The following is a 17,464-nucleotide window of genomic DNA, read 5'->3' as shown; positions in this document are numbered from 1 at the left end:
CCTGGGGCAATGCCCTGATCGCTCAGAGCGAACAAGCTCCGGGGAACATTGGCGGCTCACCGAACCTTAGTCAGGTCAACTCAACTTCACTGACTGGGGAGAGATCATGGCATCGACGTCCACTCCGCTCACCCTGCCCGTGCTCCCCCTCGACGACGAGGTCGTGCTCCCCGGCATGGTGGTCCCGCTGGACCTGAAGGACTCCGAGGTCCGCGCCGTCGTGGACGCCGCCCGGGCCGCCGTCTCCGGCGGGGCCAAGCCGCAGGTGCTGCTGGTGCCGCGGCTGGACGGCACGTACGCCTCGGTCGGCACGCTGGCCACCGTCGAGCAGGTCGGCCGGCTCTCGGACGGGGACCCGGCGGCGCTGGTCCGCGCGGTCCGACGGGTCCGGATCGGTGCCGGGACGACCGGCCCCGGTGCGGCGCTCTGGGTGGAGACCAGCACCTTCCACGAGTCGGACGCCGGGCTGCCGGTGGCCGGCCGGGCCGCCGAGCTGGTGAAGGAGTACAAGGCGCTCTCCACCCACTGGCTGCGCAAGCGCGGCGCCTGGCAGGTGGTCGACCGGGTCTCGCAGATCGACAAGGTCGGCGAGCTGGCGGACAACATCGGGTACGCCCCCTTCGTCACCGCCGAGCAGAAGCTCAAGGTGCTGCTGGAGTCCGACCAGCTGGCCCGCCTGGAGTACGCGCTGGTCCTGCTCCGCGAGCACCTCGCGGAGGAGGAGGTCAACGACACCATCCGCAAGGACGTCGAGGAGGGTGTGGCCAAGCAGCAGAAGGAGTTCCTGCTGCGCCGTCAGCTGGAGGCGGTCCGCAAGGAGCTGGCCGAGCTGAACGGGGACCCGGCCGACGAGGAGGGCGACTACCGGGCCCGGGTCGAGGCGGCCGAGCTGCCGGAGAAGGTCCGGGAGGCCGCGCTCAAGGAGGTCGACAAGCTGGAGCGCTCCTCCGACCAGTCGCCCGAGGGCTCCTGGATCCGCACCTGGCTGGACACCGTCCTCGAACTGCCGTGGAACGTGCGGACGGAGGACTCCTACGACATCAACGGCGCCCGCGCGGTGCTGGACGCGGACCACGCGGGCCTGGCGGACGTGAAGGACCGGATCGTGGAGTACCTGGCCGTGCGCAAGCGGCGCGCGGACCAGGGGCTGGGGCAGATCGGCGGCCGGCGCGGCGGTGCGGTGCTGGCCCTGGTCGGGCCGCCCGGCGTCGGCAAGACCTCGCTCGGCGAGTCGGTCGCCCGGGCCATGGGCCGGGAGTTCGTCCGGGTGGCGCTCGGCGGCGTGCGGGACGAGGCGGAGATCCGCGGGCACCGGCGCACCTACGTCGGCGCGCTGCCCGGCCGGATCGTCCGGGCGATCAAGGAGGCCGGGTCGATGAACCCGGTGGTCCTGCTGGACGAGATCGACAAGGTCGGCTCCGACTACCGGGGCGACCCGGCGGCCGCCCTGCTCGAGGTGCTCGACCCGGCGCAGAACCACACCTTCCGCGACCACTACCTGGAGGTCGAGCTCGACCTCTCCGACGTGGTCTTCCTGGCCACCGCCAACGTGCTGGAGTCCATCCCCGAGCCGCTGCTCGACCGGATGGAGCTGGTCCGCCTGGACGGCTACACCGAGGACGAGAAGGTCACCATCGCCCGCGACCACCTGCTGCCCCGTCAGCTGGAGCGGGCCGGCCTCAGGCCCGAGGACGTGACCGTCGGCGAGGACGCGCTGCGCAAGCTCGCGGGGGAGTACACCCGTGAGGCGGGCGTGCGCACCCTGGAGCGCTCGGTGGCCCGGATCCTGCGGAAAGTCGCGGCCGAAGCCGAGCTTGGGGCGCGAGAGCTCCCCGCCGCCATCGGAGCCGAGGACCTGCGGGCGCTGATCGGCCGGCCGCACCACACCCCGGAGGCGGCCCAGGAGCCGGCCGAGCGGCGCACCGCCGTCCCCGGCGTCTCCACCGGCCTCGCCGTCACCGGCGCCGGCGGCGACGTCCTCTACATCGAGGCCTCGCTCGCCGATCCGGAGACCGGCTCCACCGGCCTCACCCTGACGGGCCAGCTGGGCGACGTGATGAAGGAGTCCGCGCACATCGCGCTCTCCTACCTGCGCTCGCGCGGCGCCGAGCTGGAGCTGCCGGTCACCGGGCTGCGGGAGCGCGGCATCCACCTGCACGTCCCGGCGGGCGCCGTCCCCAAGGACGGCCCGAGCGCCGGCATCACCATGACCACGGCGCTGGCCTCGCTGCTCTCCGGGCGGAGGGTCCGCCCCGAGGTCGCGATGACGGGTGAGGTCTCGCTGACCGGGCGGGTGCTGCCGGTCGGCGGCATCAAGCAGAAGCTGCTGGCGGCCGACCGGGCCGGGATCACCACCGTGATCATCTCCAAGCGGAACGAGCCCGACCTGGACGACCTGCCGGGCGAGGTGCTGGAGCGGCTGACGGTGCACACCGTCTCGGACGTCCGGGAGGTGCTGGAGCTGGCGTTGGAGCCGGCGGCGGTGCCGGTCTCGGTCTGAGGATGTATCAGGCCCGGCAGGGCGGAGGTGGTGCCCTGCCGGGTCCCGCAGCGGGGTGCAGCTGGCTGGGTTGCCCTCAGTCGGCGAGAGGGTCTTCCGCTTCGCGCAGTTCCTCGCGCCCCTGGATGCCCCTGGCGGGGCACCAGGGGCGCGGCCCGTACCGTGAGACGGGTCTTGTGTGACGGTCCGTCAGCACGGCAGGATCCCCCGCATGGACCGCCACACGCACCTGAGCCGTCGACTCGCCGTCGACCTGGCCCGTGCGTCCTCGGCCATCTGTCACCGCGCGCTCTGATCCGCGCGGTGCCCTCCCGCCCGGCCGATCGCCGGGCTCCTCTCACGTCCCACCGGGCGGAGTGCACCCCTGTCGTGCCCCTCCTCCCGGAAACGGACCCCCATGCGCCTGCGCACCCGCGCCGCCGTGCTCGTCACCGCCGCGCTGCTGCTCTCCGCCCAAGCCCCGGCCCACGCGGCCGCCGAGCCGTACGCCCCGCTCCCGCCGGTCAACCCGTACGCGGGCCCGCCCGGGACCGCGACCATGCACGGCGACACCGGTTCCTCGGACGCCACCCCGCTGCCCGGCCCGGGCGCGGGCAGCGTCGGCTCGCACCGGACGGCGCTGGCCTCGGCCTGCCCGACCGTGCTGGTCGGCGCCGACGGCCTCCCGGTGGCCCTGTGCACCGAGATCTTCGGCCGGGCTCCCACCGTCCACCTGCTCGACCCGTCCGACGGCCGCTCGCTGACCGAGCTGACCCTCGCCAAGGGCTCGCTGCTCGGCGGGGTGTACGCGTACCTGGACCACCGTGACCGGCTGGTCGTGGTGGACGGCAGCCGCGACCTGCTGCGGATCGGCCACCGCCGCACGGCCTCCGGCGGCTGGCAGCTGACCGTGGACTCCCGCCTCCCGCTGGCCGGGGCCGTCCGGGAGGGCGACGCGGTGACCGGCCTGTCGCCGGACTGGCAGGGCCGGGTCTGGTTCGCCACCGGCGGCGGCGTGGTCGGCACCGCCGACGACGGGAACACCGGCGCCGTCCGCACCCTGGCCCTCCCGGCCGGCGAGACGATCGCCAACTCCATCTCCACCGCTCCCGAGGGCGCGGCGGTCACCACCACCCACGCCACCTACCTGCTCACCGCCCGCCCGGACGGGACCCCCGAGGTGCGCTGGCGCCGGCCGTACGACCGGGGCCCGGGCCGCAAGCCCGGCCAGCTCAGCTGGGGCAGCGGCTCCACCCCGACCTTCTTCGGCCCGCGCACCGGCACGGACTACCTGACCGTGGTCGACAACGCGGCCCCGACCGTCAACCTGCTGGTCCACCGGACCTCCGACGGCGGGCTGGTCTGCTCCGTCCCGGTGCTCAGGGCCGGCGGCAGCGGCAGCGAGAACTCCCCGGTGGCGGTGGGCAACGCGGTCTTCGTGGCCAGCACCTACGGCTACCCGTACCCGGCCCTGCCGGACGGCGCCGGGCCCAGCGTGCCCTCCTCCGGCGCCTTCCGCGGCGGCCTCAGCCGGGTGGACGTACGGGCCGACGGCAGCGGCTGCGACCTGCGCTGGGACAACCGCACCCGGTCCGCCGCGGTGCCCCGGCTCTCCACCGCCGACGGGCTGCTGCGCACGGTGCTGCGCGAACCGGTGATCCCCGGCACCGACGGCACCTCGGCGCTCGACCCGTACCGCTACGCGGAGATCGACCCGGAGACCGGCCGCACCGTGCGGACGGCGTACCTCGGGGCCGGCTTCCTCTTCGACACGCTGCAGATGGTGGGGTCGATCGCGCCCGGCCGGGTGGTCCTCCAGGGCACCACCACGGGCGTGCTGCGGATCGCGGTGGAGTAGTCGTTCCCGGGCGGACGGTCCGAGTACCCGTGCCCCGGGACGGCGTGCGAGACTGCCGAAATGCCGTCACCCACGCAACGGGCTCTGTCCCGAGTCCCGCACCGGGCGCGACCGTTCCTGGTCAAGCACCGCAAGCTGGTGAAGTTCCTGCTCGTGGGCGGGACCTGCTTCCTGCTCACCCTGGTGATCAACCTCAGCCTGAGGGCCACCGTCCTGAGCGCCAAGCCGGTGGCCGCGCTGACCATCGCGACCCTGATCGCCACCGTGGTCTCGTACCTGCTGAACCGGCAGTGGTCGTTCCGCGCGTACGGGCACAAGCGCGAGGCGGTGCTGTTCTTCGTGGTCAGCGGTCTGGCCATCGTGGTGAACAGCCTTCCGCTGGCGTTCTCCCAGTACGTGCTGGACCTGCGGGAACCGCACATCTCGAAGTTCGGCGAGGACGTCGCGGACTTCCTCAGCGGCATGATCGTCGGCACCCTGCTGGCGATGGTCTTCCGTTACTGGGCGATGGCCAGGTTCGTCTTCACCGACCGTCTGGACACCCGGTCGGAGCAACAGCCGGAGCCCGAGCGGGTCTGACCCGCCCGTCGTCCTCGGAAGCCCGGCCCCGTCCCGCGGGGGCCGGGCTTCCGCCGTCCGGGCCGGGCCCGGTCAGATCCAGCCCTTCTCCTTGGCCAGCAGCCCGGCCTGGAAGCGGTTGGCGGCGCCCAGGCGCTGCATCAGGTCGGCGATGTAGCGGCGGAAGGTGCGCAGCGAGACGCCCATCTCGCGGGCGGCCGCCTCGTCCTTGTCGGTGCGCGCCAGCACGTCCAGGACGCGCCGCTCCAGCGGGCCGAGCGGGGCCGGGGCGGGGGTCTCGGTGGTGGCGGCGGGGAGCTCGCGGCCGCTCGACCAGACCTGCTCGAACCAGGCGGCCGTGTTCGCCACCACGCCGGCCTGACGGATCACCAGGGTGGCCCGGAGGTAGTCGTCCGGGTCCACCGGGACCATCGCGGTGCTGCGGTCCCAGACCACCATCCGCCGGATCGCCTGGTCGGTGGCGCGGACCTCGGCGCCGTGCGCGACCAGCTCGCGCAGGTAGGCCAGGGTGTCCGGGTCGGCGAGCGCCTCGGGGCCGGCCACGGTGCGCCAGCGGATGCCGCGGCGCAGCATCCGCAGGTCGGACTCGCGGGCCTGGGCGATGCTCTCCGGCTGCCAGCGGTTCGGCAGCAGGGCCATCAGCTCGCGGAAGGTGAAGAAGCCCAGCTCGGTGAGGCGTTCGCGGATGGCGTCCACCCCGTCGACCCGCTCGATGTCGCCGACCGGCGTCTCGGCCAGGCCGTGCTTGTGCTCCTCGGCCAGCGCCGGGATGGCCTTGCGGGCGGCGGCCACCTGGTCCCCGGCGAGCTTGAGCGCGCCGAGCTCCCGCTCCACCAGCCACTCCACGGCCACGGCCGGGTCGGAGACCAGCACGGTGTGCCGGTCGGAGACCCGGAGCAGTCCCTTGTCCTGAAGCTCCGTCAGGGCCCCGGCCAGTGCGGCCGGTTCGAGCCCGAAGGAGGCGGCGGCCTCCTCGGTGTCGTGCCCCGGATGTCTCAGGAAGTAGCGGTAAAGCCTCAGTTGGTCATCGGACACGCCAAGTGCGGTCAGACCCGACATTGTTCCCCGTCCCCCGTCGAGCGTGGCAACAAGCTGTCACCCCTTGCCACTTCTGACACTAGATCATCTTTCCCGCCCCCAGCAGGCTGGGGGCATGCCCAAGATCCTCACCCCCTCCACCACCGCCACGGCCGAAGCCGTCCGGCTGGCCTCCGTGACCAAGGTGTACGGCCGCGGCGCCGCCGCCGTGCACGCGCTGCGCGGGGTCACCGTCGACATCCCGCGCGGCAGCTTCACGGCGGTGATGGGGCCGTCCGGCTCCGGCAAGAGCACCTTCCTGCACTGCGCGGCCGGCCTGGACCGGCCCACCGGGGGCGCCGTGACGCTGGGCGGCACCGACTTGGCCGGGCTGGACGAGACGGCGCTGACCCACCTGCGCCGGGACCGGATCGGCTTCGTCTTCCAGGCCTTCAACCTGCTGCCCTCGCTGACGGTCCTGCAGAACATCACGCTGCCGCTGCTGCTGGCGGGCCGCAAGCCCGACCGGGAGTGGCTGGAGCGGATCGTCGAGCGGGTCGGCCTCGCGGGCCGCACCGGGCACCGCCCGGCCGAGCTCTCCGGCGGCCAGCAGCAGCGGGTGGCCATCGCCCGGGCGCTGGTGACCAGGCCGGAGGTGGTCTTCGGGGACGAGCCGACCGGCGCGCTGGACACCATGACGGCCAAGGAGGTGCTCGGACTGCTGCGCCAGACCGTGGACGAGCTGGGCCAGACCGTGGTCATGGTGACCCACGACCCGGTGGCCGCCGGGTACGCCGACACCGTGCTGTTCCTGGCCGACGGCGACGTGGTGGACGCGATGCCCGCGCCCACCGCCGACCGGGTGGCCGAGCGGATGAGCCGGCTGGGGGCGTGGGCCTGATGTTCACCCTCGCGCTCTCCACCCTGCGCGCCCGCAAGGGCGCCTTCGTCGGGGCCTTCGTCGCCCTGTTCTGCGCCGCCGCGCTGGTCACCGCCTGCGCCGCGCTGCTGGAGACCGGCCTGCGCGGCCGGATCCCGACCGAGCGCTACGCCGGCACCCCGGTGCTGGTGACGGCGGATCAGGAGGTGCACTGGACCTCGGAGAAGAAGGGCAAGACCAAGGAGAAGGCCAAGCCGCTGACCGAGCGGGCCTGGCTGGACGCCGGGCTCACCGAGCGGCTCGCCGCCGTCCCCGGGGTGCGCGCCGCCGTCCCCGAACTCACCTTCCCGGCCCACCTGGTGGCCCCCGACGGCAGGGTCCGGCCGGGCGCCTCCTGGGGGCACGCCTGGGACTCCGCCGCGCTGACCCCGTACGCGCTGCGCGAGGGCCGGGCCCCGGCCGCCGCGAACGAGCTGGTGGTGGACGCCGCCGCCGGGCAGCCGGTGGGCGCCACCGTCACCGTGCAGTCCACCGGCGCGCCCGCCGCGTACACGGTGGTCGGCGTCGCGGCCCCGCAGGGCCGGGTCGAGCGCCAGTCCTCGCTGTTCTTCGCCGCCGCCGAGGCCCGCCGGCTGGCGGGGCACCAGGGCCGGGTCGCCGTGGTCGGCCTGCTGACCGCTCCGGGGGCCGACCCGGCTGCCGTGCGGCGCGGCGCCGAGGCGGCGCTGGCGGGCACCACCGCCAAGGTGCGCACCGGGGAAGAGCGCGGCCCGGTGGAGTTCCTGGACGCGGGCAAGGCCCGGGTCAGCCTGGTCAGCCTGGGCGCGGCGATGGGCGGCACCTCGCTGCTGGTCGCGCTGCTGGTGGTCACCGGTACCTTCGCGCTCTCCGTGCAGCAGCGCGCCCGGGAGCTGGCGCTGCTGAGGGCGGTCGGGGCGACGCCCCGTCAGCTGCGCCGGATGGTGGGCCGGGAGGCGCTGGTGGTCGGTCTGCTGGCCGGGGTGCCGGGGGCGCTGGCCGGGCTGCTGCTGGCGGGCTGGATGCACGGCCGCTTCGTCGCGGTCGGCGCGCTGCCGGACACCCTGGAGCTGACGCTCAGTGCCTTCCCGCCGCTGCTGGCCGTCCCGGCCACGCTGCTGGCGGCCTGGGGCGCGGCCCGGGCCTCGGCCCGCCGCCCGGCCCGGGTGCACCCGACCGAGGGCCTGGCCGAGGCCGCGCAGCCCAAGCCCGGCATCGGCGCCGGCCGGCTGGCCGCCGGCCTGCTGCTGGCGGCCGGGTACGGGGCGCTGGTGTACGTGCTGAGCGGTCTGCGCACCGAGGCCGCCGCCACCCCGGTGACCTTCCTGAGCGTGATCCTGGCCGCCGCCGCGATCGCCCTGCTGGGCCCGCTGGTGACCAGGGTGGCCACCTTCCTGCTGGGCCGGGCCGCCCGGCTGGCCGCACCCGCGGCGGGCTTCCTGGCCGAGCAGAACACCCGGGCGAACGCCAAGCGGCTGGCCGCCGTGGTCACCCCGCTGAGCCTGGCGGTGGCGATGGCCTCCACCATCCTGTTCACCCAGACCACGGCCTCCCACACGGCCCGCGAGCAGGCCGTGGCCGGGACCAGCGCGCCGTACGTGCTGGCCGCCGCGGGGCCGGGCGTGCCCGGGGCGGCGGCCGAGGCGGTCCGCCGGGTGCCGGGGGTGCAGGCGGTGACCGAGGTGCTGCGCACCTCGGTGCGGGCCGGGCAGGACAAGTTCCCGGCCCAGGGCGTCACCCCGCAGGGCCTGGCCCGCACCCTGGACCCGCAGGTGGGCGCGGGGTCGCTGGACGCGATGGCCGAGGACACCGTGGCGGTCAGCGAGCTGGCCGCCGAGGTCAAGGGCGTCACGGTGGGGGACCGGCTGGAGGTGACCCTCGGGGACGGCACCGCCGCCCCGCTGCGGGTGGTCGCGGTCTACCACCGCGGTCTGGGCTTCGGGGACCTGCTGTTGCCCCGCGGCCTGGTCGCCGCGCACGTGGACGTCCCGCTGGCCTCCTCGGTCCTGGTGGCGGGCACCGCCGACCGGGCCGCGCTGGCCGCCGCCGTCCGGCCGTTCCCCGCGGTGCGGGTGCTGGACCGGGCCCAGGTGGATGCCGCCCGGGAGGCCCAGGCGGGCACCCAGGCGCAGGTCAACTACGTGGCGATGGGCCTGATCATCGCCTTCACCGGCATCGCGGTGGTGAACACCCTGGTGATGGCGACCGCCGCCCGGCGCCGTGAGTTCGCGATGCTGCGGCTGATCGGCACGACGGCCCGTCAGGTCCGGGCGATGCTCCGCTGGGAGACCCTGACGGTGGTGCTGCTCGCGGTGGCGCTCGGCACGGCGGTGGCGGCCCTGACGCTGGGCGCTTACAGCGCCGGCATGACCGGCTCGGGCACCCCGTACGCCCCGCCGCTGACCTGGCTCGGCGTGGTCGGCACGGCCGCCCTGCTGGCCTTCGCGGCCACCGCGCTGCCCGCCCGGGCCGCGCTGCGGGCCCACCCGGCGGACGCGATCGGCGCCCGGGAGTAGCAACGGCGGCGGGGCCGCACCGGGAGGGCTTCCTCCGGTGCGGCCCCGCCGCCGTGCTGACGGACGGTCAGGCCGTGGCCTGCTCCGCGCCGCGGTCCGTGCCCAGCTCCGGGATCCGCTCCCGGCCGACCCGCGGGCGGCGGACCACCGCGACCATCGTGACGGCCACGCCGACCACGGCCCAGGCCACCAGGACCAGCAGCGGGACCAGCACGTTGGTGGAGCCGAGGTAGGCGATCGAGCGGGCCACGTCGGTGCCGGCCCCGTTGGGGATCCAGGAGCCGATGGCCCGCCAGAACGGCGGCATCATCGGCGGCGGGAAGACGCCGCCCGCGCTCGGGTTGCCGAGCACCACGAAGATCAGCACCGCCACGCCGATGCCGACGATGTCGAACAGGCACTGCAGCGCCATGGTGATCGCCCCGACCGCGAACACCACCAGGCTCCCCAGGCCGATCAGCGCCCAGCTGGAGCCGGGCAGCGCGTTCAGCACCGGGCCGATGATGACGGCGCCGCCGACGCCGGCCGCCACCGAGTAGAGCGCCAGGGTGCCGAGCCGGATCACCGCGCGCCGGGCGTTGGCCGGGCGGGATCCGGCCGAGATGCCGAGGATCGAGGCGACCAGGTAGCCGCCGACGCACCAGCCGATCACCAGGTAGAAGGAGGAGAGCCCCTCCGCGTCGCCCTTGGCCAGCGGGATGACGTCCTCCACCTTCACGGTGCGGCCCTGGGTCTGGTCGACGGCGGTGACGATCTTCTCGGCGGCCGTGGCGGCGGCCGGGCCGCGGGCGTCGGCGACCAGCAGGGTGTCCTGGGTCGAGGCCGGGTCGAAGATCCAGGCCGCGTAGACCTTCTGATCGCGGATCAGGTCCTCGGCCGCGGCCCGGTCGGCGGCGGTGGTAGCCCGCACGGCGTCGTCGGGCACCTGCTCCAGCGCGCCGACCAGCTTGGGGCTGACCTGCGGCGGGGCGACCACGGCGATGGAGAGCTCGTGCGGGGTGGGGTGGTGCAGCGCGCCGACGTACGAGGTGATGAATCCGAGCTGGAGCAGTAGCACCCCGAGGACGAGCAGGAAGGCGCGCGGGGTGACCGCGTCCTTGAGCTCGGTCGCGAAGCCGCGGCGGGCCTGGTCGGCCATCGAACCTCTCCTATCGCAAAGACGGGCAAAACGGATACTTCATATCATGAAACAGTTGCCGTTCGGGGGGAGGCGCGACTGCGGGATACTGCTGCCATGGGAGCGAGTACGGCTGACGGGGTGGCGGCGGAGGCGGCGTTGGTCGCCGTGGAGCGCGAGATCGCCGTGCTGTTCCGGCGCGGCCGGGCCCGGGCGGCGGAGATGTCCCGCCAGGTGCACCCGGCGCTGGAGGGGGTCGCCTACAGCATGCTCGGCTTCGTGCTGGAGTCCGGGCAGGTCCGGCTGACCGACATCGGACTGCACTTCGGGGTCGGCAAGCCGACCATCAGCCGCCAGGTGAAGGTGCTGGAGGAGCTCGGCCTGGTCACCCGGGAGACCGATCCGCTGGACCGGCGCTCCTCGCTGGTCTCGCTCACCGAGGACGGCGCCGCCCGCTACCTGGCCGCCCGCAGCGGCCGGCTGGACCGCTTCCGGCTGATGCTGGACGGCTGGGAGCCCGAGGACCTGGCCCAGCTGGGCGCCCTGCTCGGCCGCCTGAACGACGCCCTGGGCGAGCCCAAGCTCGGCTGACCTGACGTACTGCCCCGGCGGTGGCCGGGAATCGCCGTCGTTGGTTGCCTGACACAACCATCGCGTCCTATGGTTGCCCGAGGCAACGAATCTCAGGCCTAAGGACCCCCATGAGCACAGCTTCCGACCCTGCCCCCATGAGCCACCGTCAGGTACTGGAAGCCCTCTCCGGGCTCCTGCTCGGCCTGTTCGTGGCGGTGCTCTCCTCCACGGTGGTGGCCAACGCCCTGCCGCACATCCTGCACGACCTGCACGGCGGCCAGACCGCCTACACCTGGGTGGTCACCGGCGCGCTGCTCTCGCTCACCGCCGCCACCCCGATCTGGGGCAAGCTCTCCGACCTGGTCAGCCCCAAGAAGCTGGTGCAGGCCGCGCTGGTGATCTACATCGTCTCCTCGGCGCTGGCCGGGCTCTCCCAGAACACCGGCCAGCTGATCGCCTGCCGGGTGCTCCAGGGCATCGGCGCCGGCGGCGTCACCGCACTGGCCCAGATCTGCCTGGCCGCCATGGTGCCGCCGCGCGAGCGCGGCCGGTACAGCGGTTACTTCGGCGCCGTCTTCGCGCTGGCCACCATCGGCGGCCCGCTGATCGGCGGCGTGATCGTGGACACCGACTGGCTCGGCTGGCGCTGGTGCTTCTACCTGGGCATCCCGTTCTCGCTGATCGCCATCGTGGTGCTGCAGCGCACCCTGCGGCTGCCCGTGGTGAAGCGCGAGGCCAAGATCGACTACCTCGGTGCGGTGCTGATCACCGGCGCGGTCAGCCTCCTGATGATCTGGATCACGCTGGCCGGGGACAGCTACCCCTGGCTCTCCTGGCAGACCGCCGCCATGGTCGGCGGCGGGCTGGTGCTGGCCGGGCTGTTCGTGTGGGCGGAGAGCCGGGCCGCCGAGCCGATCGTGCCGCTGGACCTGTTCCGGCACCGCACCGTCACGCTGGCCTCGATCGCCAGCGTGCTGGTCGGCATCGGGATGTACGGCGCCACCACCTTCCTCAGCCAGTACTTCCAGCTGGCCCGGAAGGAGTCCCCGACCATGGCCGGGCTGCTCACCCTGCCGATGATCCTCGGCCTGGCCGTGTCCTCCACGGTGGCGGGCAAGCTGATCACCCGTTACGGCCGCTGGAAGGCCTACCTGGTGGCCGGGGCGGGCCTGCTCACCCTCGGCTTCGCGCTGCTCGGCACCGTCCGGGACGACAGCCCGTACGGGCTGCTGGCGGTCGGGATGGCGGTGACCGGCGTCGGTCTCGGCCTGACCATGCAGAACCTGGTGCTCGCCGTGCAGAACACCGTGCCCCGGCACGAGCTCGGCACCGCCAGCTCCACCGTCACCTTCTTCCGCACCATGGGCGGCGCGATGGGCGTCTCCGCGCTCGGCGCGCTGCTCTCCCACCAGGTGTCGAAGCACCTGAACGAGAGCCTGGCCGCCGCCCACCTGCCGGCCGGGGCGACCGGCGGCGGCATCCCGGACCTCAAGGCGCTGCCCGCCCAGGTGGTCCCGATGGTCACCGACGCCTTCGGCCGCGGCGTGGCCACCGTCTTCCTGATCGCGGCGCCGTTCGCCCTGCTGGCCTTCCTGGTGGTGCTGATGATCCGTGAGGTCCCGCTGCGCACCACCCAGCAGGACGCCCCGGCCGGGGCCGCCGCCCCCGAGCCCGCCCGGAACTGACGGAGCGTACGACGAAGCCCCCGGGTCCGTTGGCGGACGGACCCGGGGGCTTCGTGCTGTTCCTGGCGGCTAGCCCGCGATCAGGTAGAGGCCGTAGCCGACCACCGAGGCGCAGGCCGCGAAGCAGAGGCCGGCGGCGCCCAGCGCCACGGTGCCCTTGCCGGAGCCGGCCGCGCCGGACTCCAGGGCGGCCTCGCGGCGGGAGAGCGCCACGATGCCCAGGGAGAAGACCAGCACGGTGGCCACGGTGACCGCGAAGCTGATGCCGGCGGTCTCGGCCAGGGCGGCCCACTTGATGCTCATGCTCATGGTTCGGTCCCTTCCGGACTCAGGCGGCGACGGTGGTCGCGGCGGGGGTGCTGGGCTGGGTCACGGGGACCTCGACCGGGGTGACGTCGTTGACGTTGCCGGCGTGCACCGGCTGGCGGCGGGAGATCAGGTACATCGCGCCGGAGCCGACCACCAGGGCCGCGCCGACCAGCAGGACGCCCCAGGTGCCCTGGTCCGCCAGGAAGGCGGCCACGCCGCCGACCGCGGCGGCGGCCGGCAGGGTCAGGCCCCAGGTGTAGACCATGCGACGGGCCATGCCCCAGTTGACCTCGGCCTTCGGGCCGCCGAGGCCGGCGCCCATGATGCCGCCGGAGCAGACCTGGGTGGTGGAGAGCCCGTAGCCCATGTGGGTGGAGGTCAGGATGACCGTGGTGGCGGCGGTCTCGGCGGCGAAGCCCTGCGGCGCCTGGATGTCGGTCAGGCCCTTGCCCATCGAGCGGATGATGCGCCAGCCGCCCATGTAGGTGCCGATCGCGATGGCCGCACCGGCCGAGACGATGACCCAGGTGGGGGGCAGCGCGCCCTTGGGCAGCGCGCCGGCGGAGACCAGGGTCAGGGTGATGATGCCCATGGTCTTCTGCGCGTCGTTGGTGCCGTGGGCCAGCGAGACCAGCGAGGCGGAGGCGATCTGCCCGGCCTTGAAGCCCTTCTCGGTGCTCTTGGCCTTGCCGCCGCGGGTGATCCGGTAGGCGAGCTTGGTGGCGCCCCAGGCGGCCAGGCCGGCCACGATCGGGGAGGCCACGGCCGGGATCAGGATCTTGGAGACCACGGTGCCGAAGTTGACGCCGTTGAGGCCGACACCGACCACGGTGGCGCCGATCAGGCCGCCGTACAGGGCGTGCGAGGAGCTGGACGGCAGGCCCTTGAGCCAGGTCAGGAGGTTCCACAGGATCGCGCCGACCAGGGCCGCGAAGATGATCGACGGTTGGATGCCCGCCTTCTCGTTCACGATGCCACCGGAGATGGTGGTGGCGACCTTCACCGAGAGGAAGGCCCCGGCGAAGTTGAGGACGGCCGCGATGGTGACGGCGACCTTCGGACGGAGGGCTCCCGTGGCGATGGAGGTGGCCATCGCGTTGGCGGTGTCGTGGAAGCCGTTGGTGAAGTCGAAGGCGAGCGCCGTGATGATCACAACGGCCACCAGGAACGTGATGTGTTCCATAACCCAAACAATCGTCGTAGTTGTCGTACTGACGCTGGTGTCACGGGCGACCGTAGGAGTGGATGGTGAACGGAAGGTGAACTGGGCGCGGAGTCGTGGTTCCGAAGGTGTCCGGGGGGTTGCGGTCAGGCCGTGGAAGGGTGGAGATCAGGCCACTGATCAGCGGTTCTGTCCGGATTGGTCCGGTCTGGTCAGGGTTTGTTGAGAGGTGTCTCACATCCCGGGTGAGATCACGCTGAGAATTCACCGAACCGTCCGGTAACCCCCTGTCTGGCCGGGCGGGCGGCGTGGCAGGATCGGGGGCGATTGCCAGGCTGAGGGGCCCGGCCGACGGCTGGGACTACGGGGAGGGCGGGCAGATGCACGCTGGGGTGCGGACCACGGACAACGGCGTGCGGCCCTGGGTGCGCGCCGCCCTGCGCTGCGGCGCGGTGCTGGCGGTCGCCGCACTCGCGCTGACCTCGGCCGGGACGGCCTTCGCCGCGCCCACCCCGCCGCCGGCGCCCTCCTTCACCGTCTCCCCGGGCCAGGACCCGCTGGCCGCCGCCAAGGCCACCCTGGGCCCGATGCTGGACCGGCTGCACGAGCTCTACCGCGAGGCCGAGGCCGCCACCGAGCAGTACAACGGCACGGTCGCCAAGCTCGCCGAGCAGCAGGCCGTGGTGGCCGACCTGAAGAGCCGTCAGACCTCGCAGCAGGCGGCCGTGGAGGCCGGCGGCGACCTGGCCTCGCTGCTCGCCGCCGCCCAGTACCGCAACGGCAACGCCTCCGAGATGGCCGAGCTGCTGCTCGCCAAGGACCCGTACGAGGCCGTCGTGCTGGCCGAGCTGCTGGCCGCGGCCGGCCGCTCGCAGAGCGAGTTCCTGGACAAGCTGAAGGCCGACCGGGCCTCGCTGACGGTGCTCCAGCAGCTGGCCGAGGCCTCGCTGGCCCAGGCCCAGGCGCTGCTCACCCAGCAGGAGGCGGCCAAGGCCGACGTGGCCAAGCGCCTCGCCGAGGTCGAACAGATGGTCAGCTCGCTGACCGGCGCCCAGCGCACCGAGCTGGAGCAGCTGGAGAAGACCCGGGCCGACGAGGCCCAGCTGGCCTTCCTGGCCTCCGGTGCGCTCGGCAAGGGCGAGCGCACCCCCTCCCAGGCCGGGCGGAAGGCGGTCGCGTTCGCGCTGGCCCAGCTCGGCAAGGACTACCTCTGGGGCGGCACCGGCCCGGACAAGTTCGACTGCTCGGGCCTCACCTCGCAGGCCTGGCTGGCCGCCGGGGTGCGGATCCCCCGGGTCAGCCAGGACCAGTGGGCCGAGCTGGCCAAGGTGCCGCTCAACCAGATGCGGCCGGGCGACCTGGTGGTCTACTACGGCGGCGCCACCCACATCGGGATGTACATCGGCGGCGGCCTGATCGTGCAGGCCCCGCGCACCGGCGCGGTGATCAAGGTCTCGCCGGTCGGCGCGATGCCGATCCTCGGTGCCGTCCGCCCCGACCCGGAGTCCGCCCCGGACGACCAGGGCGGCGCCTGGAAGGTGCCGGACATCCCCAAGGGCGCGGACGGCGTGACGCCGATCCAGCCGACAAAGCAGGAGAACCTGCCGCCCGTCCCGGTCACCCCGCAGCAGCCCGGCACCGGCTCGGGCACCACCCAGCCGCCGGCCACCGGCACCCCCTCGGGCTCCGGTTCGCCGTCCGGTTCGGGCACTCCGTCCGGCTCCGGCTCGCCCTCCGGTTCGGGTACTCCGTCGGCCTCGCCCTCGGGCACCCCGTCGGGTTCGGGCTCGCCGTCGGGCTCGGGCACCCCGTCCGGTTCGGGCTCCGCCAGCCCCTCGGCGGACGCCTCGGCCCCGGGCACCCCGTCGGCGGACGCCTCGGGGGCGGGCCGGTCCGCCTCGGCCTCCGCCTCCGGCTCGCAGAGCGCCGCGGGGGGCACCGCTACGCCGTGACCGGCTCCTCCTCCGGGAGCTGCATCTCCGGGCGGCCGGTGACCAGCAGCCAGGCCGGCAGGGCGGCGACGCAGAGCATCGGCAGCAGGGCGGTGTCCGGCACCAGCACCGCCGCCGTGAACAGGCTCATCCAGCCCTGCCGGGTGACGGCCATCAGGACCCCGAGCACCGCGCAGGTCACCGAGAGCGCGGGTGGCACGGAGTCGAAGAGCGCGCTGAACGCGAAGCCGAGCGCCACGGCGGCGAACACGGCGGGGAAGATCCGGCCTCCCCGGAAGCCGCAGGAGGCGGCGATCACCAGGGCGACCAGCTTGACCACGGCCATGCCCAGGAGCGCGCCGAAGCTGTAGTCGGCGTACTCCAGCGCCAGCTCCTTGGCCTCGTCCAGCCCCTTGAACAGGGTGAGGTGGCCGCCCAGCGCGCCGAGCGCGCCGAGCACCAGGCCGCCGACCGTCAGCATCGCCACCGGGTGCGGGATCTGACGGAAGGTCCGGTGCACCAGCGGGAAGGCGTAGACGGCGGCCAGGCCGAAGGCGGCGCCGAGCGCGCCGATCACCAGGGACCAGCCGACGTCGGCGATCCGGGCGCCGGGGTAGCCGGGGATCTTGATGACGAACTCCTGGCCGACGATCAGCAGCGTGGTCATCGAGCCGGTGACGGCGGCGATCAGCGGGGCGAACAGCCGGTCCCAGAGCGCGCCCGGGCCGGGCAGTTCGGAGAGGATCAGGGCTGCGGCCAACGGGGTGCCGAAGAGTGCGCCGATGGTGCCGGCCGCGGCCAGCGAGACCCAGAGCGCGGGGCCGGTGGAGGGCAGGAACCGGTGGCCGATCCACCAGGCGAGCGCGATGTTGATCATCGTGATCGGGTTCTCCGGCCCGAGGCTCACCCCGCCCGCCAGGGCCAGGATGGTGGCCACCGTCAGTCCGGGCAGGATCAGCGGGGATACCGGCGGGTCGACCAGGCCGGTGGTGGCCGGGTCCGGCCCGGCGTGGCCGGGCGCCTTCCAGACCACCAGGCCGACGGCGGCGCCGGTCACCGTCAGCACCACGATGATCCACCAGGGGGTGAAGTCGCCGATGCCGATGCCGCCCGGGATGACGTCCCAGAGCAGGTGGTCCAGGCGCTCGGCGACCTCGCTGATCGCCAGCAGGACGAGCGAGGAGCCGATGCCGGTCAGGATCGCCGGGCCGATCAGCGGGACCAGCTTGGCGGCCGGGGTGGGCGGACCCTCGGTCAGCTCCCGGCCGGCGGCGCTCTCGGGCTGGTCGGTGTCGGGCACGGCGGGACCTCCGGATCGGGTGAGCTGGTGTCAGATTAGG

13 protein-coding genes are annotated in these 17,464 nt (G+C 73.8%); 8 read left to right on the top strand and 5 right to left on the bottom strand.

Features of this window, described 5'->3' with window-relative positions:
• Nucleotides 1–106 precede the first annotated feature (106 nt).
• From lon to ACWCYY_RS09710, 3 genes are all read left to right on the top strand, one after another.
• Nucleotides 107–2,500 (top strand): endopeptidase La, encoded by a 2,394-nt coding sequence (gene lon / locus ACWCYY_RS09720; protein WP_449795610.1) that lies wholly within the window; start codon nucleotides 107–109, stop codon nucleotides 2,498–2,500.
• Between the two features lie 397 nt (nucleotides 2,501–2,897).
• On the top strand, nucleotides 2,898–4,337 hold the full coding sequence (locus ACWCYY_RS09715) for a hypothetical protein (RefSeq protein WP_449795609.1): 1,440 nt from the start codon (nucleotides 2,898–2,900) through the stop codon (nucleotides 4,335–4,337).
• A gap of 60 nt (nucleotides 4,338–4,397) precedes the next feature.
• Entirely contained in the window at nucleotides 4,398–4,916 is a 519-nt protein-coding gene (locus ACWCYY_RS09710) for a GtrA family protein (RefSeq protein ID WP_380150127.1), read from the top strand.
• Between the two features lie 72 nt (nucleotides 4,917–4,988).
• On the opposite strand, the gene ACWCYY_RS09705 is transcribed toward ACWCYY_RS09710, so the two are convergent.
• Nucleotides 4,989–5,951 (bottom strand): helix-turn-helix transcriptional regulator, encoded by a 963-nt coding sequence (locus tag ACWCYY_RS09705; protein ID WP_449795608.1) that lies wholly within the window; start codon nucleotides 5,949–5,951, stop codon nucleotides 4,989–4,991.
• Nucleotides 5,952–6,069: 118 nt separating this feature from the next.
• Here ACWCYY_RS09705 and ACWCYY_RS09700 point away from each other — a divergent pair, with 118 nt between their 5' ends.
• A complete protein-coding gene (locus ACWCYY_RS09700; RefSeq protein ID WP_345290053.1) occupies nucleotides 6,070–6,834 on the top strand; it encodes an ABC transporter ATP-binding protein in 765 nt (254 codons plus the stop codon).
• The gene (locus tag ACWCYY_RS09695) at nucleotides 6,834–9,347 is read left to right on the top strand and encodes an ABC transporter permease (RefSeq protein WP_449795607.1); all 2,514 of its coding nucleotides are present in this window, start codon (nucleotides 6,834–6,836) and stop codon (nucleotides 9,345–9,347) included. The genes ACWCYY_RS09700 and ACWCYY_RS09695 overlap by 1 nt, the downstream gene beginning before the upstream one ends.
• Before the next feature lie 67 nt (nucleotides 9,348–9,414).
• On the opposite strand, the gene ACWCYY_RS09690 is transcribed toward ACWCYY_RS09695, so the two are convergent.
• The gene (locus tag ACWCYY_RS09690) at nucleotides 9,415–10,485 is read right to left on the bottom strand and encodes a DUF3533 domain-containing protein (RefSeq protein ID WP_449795606.1); all 1,071 of its coding nucleotides are present in this window, start codon (nucleotides 10,483–10,485) and stop codon (nucleotides 9,415–9,417) included.
• Nucleotides 10,486–10,581: 96 nt separating this feature from the next.
• On the opposite strand from ACWCYY_RS09690, the gene ACWCYY_RS09685 reads away from it, so the two are divergent.
• Nucleotides 10,582–11,055: a MarR family winged helix-turn-helix transcriptional regulator gene (locus ACWCYY_RS09685; RefSeq protein ID WP_345290057.1), complete on the top strand. Its 474-nt coding sequence runs from the start codon at nucleotides 10,582–10,584 to the stop codon at nucleotides 11,053–11,055.
• Between the two features lie 137 nt (nucleotides 11,056–11,192).
• Nucleotides 11,193–12,722 carry an MDR family MFS transporter gene (locus ACWCYY_RS09680; RefSeq protein ID WP_449795605.1) on the top strand — a complete coding sequence of 510 codons (1,530 nt, stop codon included), beginning with the start codon at nucleotides 11,193–11,195 and terminating at the stop codon, nucleotides 12,720–12,722.
• 69 nt (nucleotides 12,723–12,791) lie between these two features.
• Here the strand turns inward: ACWCYY_RS09680 and ACWCYY_RS09675 are convergent, their stop codons facing one another.
• Together ACWCYY_RS09675 and ACWCYY_RS09670 are read right to left on the bottom strand one after the other, a co-directional pair.
• Nucleotides 12,792–13,031, bottom strand: coding sequence for a hypothetical protein (locus ACWCYY_RS09675; protein ID WP_380150126.1), 240 nt, complete (start codon nucleotides 13,029–13,031; stop codon nucleotides 12,792–12,794).
• A gap of 19 nt (nucleotides 13,032–13,050) precedes the next feature.
• Nucleotides 13,051–14,214, bottom strand: coding sequence for an anion permease (locus ACWCYY_RS09670; protein ID WP_449795604.1), 1,164 nt, complete (start codon nucleotides 14,212–14,214; stop codon nucleotides 13,051–13,053).
• Nucleotides 14,215–14,573: 359 nt separating this feature from the next.
• Between ACWCYY_RS09670 and ACWCYY_RS09665 the strand changes: the two genes are divergently transcribed.
• Nucleotides 14,574–16,145, top strand: coding sequence for an NlpC/P60 family protein (locus tag ACWCYY_RS09665; RefSeq protein WP_449795603.1), 1,572 nt, complete (start codon nucleotides 14,574–14,576; stop codon nucleotides 16,143–16,145).
• Here ACWCYY_RS09665 and ACWCYY_RS09660 read toward each other — a convergent pair.
• Complete coding sequence (locus ACWCYY_RS09660; RefSeq protein WP_380150125.1) at nucleotides 16,135–17,424, bottom strand: ion channel protein; 1,290 nt, start codon at nucleotides 17,422–17,424, stop codon at nucleotides 16,135–16,137. The genes ACWCYY_RS09665 and ACWCYY_RS09660 overlap by 11 nt on opposite strands.
• Nucleotides 17,425–17,464 lie beyond the last annotated feature (40 nt).

It is taken from the genome of Kitasatospora sp. NPDC001664 (assembly GCF_053596675.1).
This window is presented reverse-complemented; position numbering and strand designations above follow the sequence as displayed.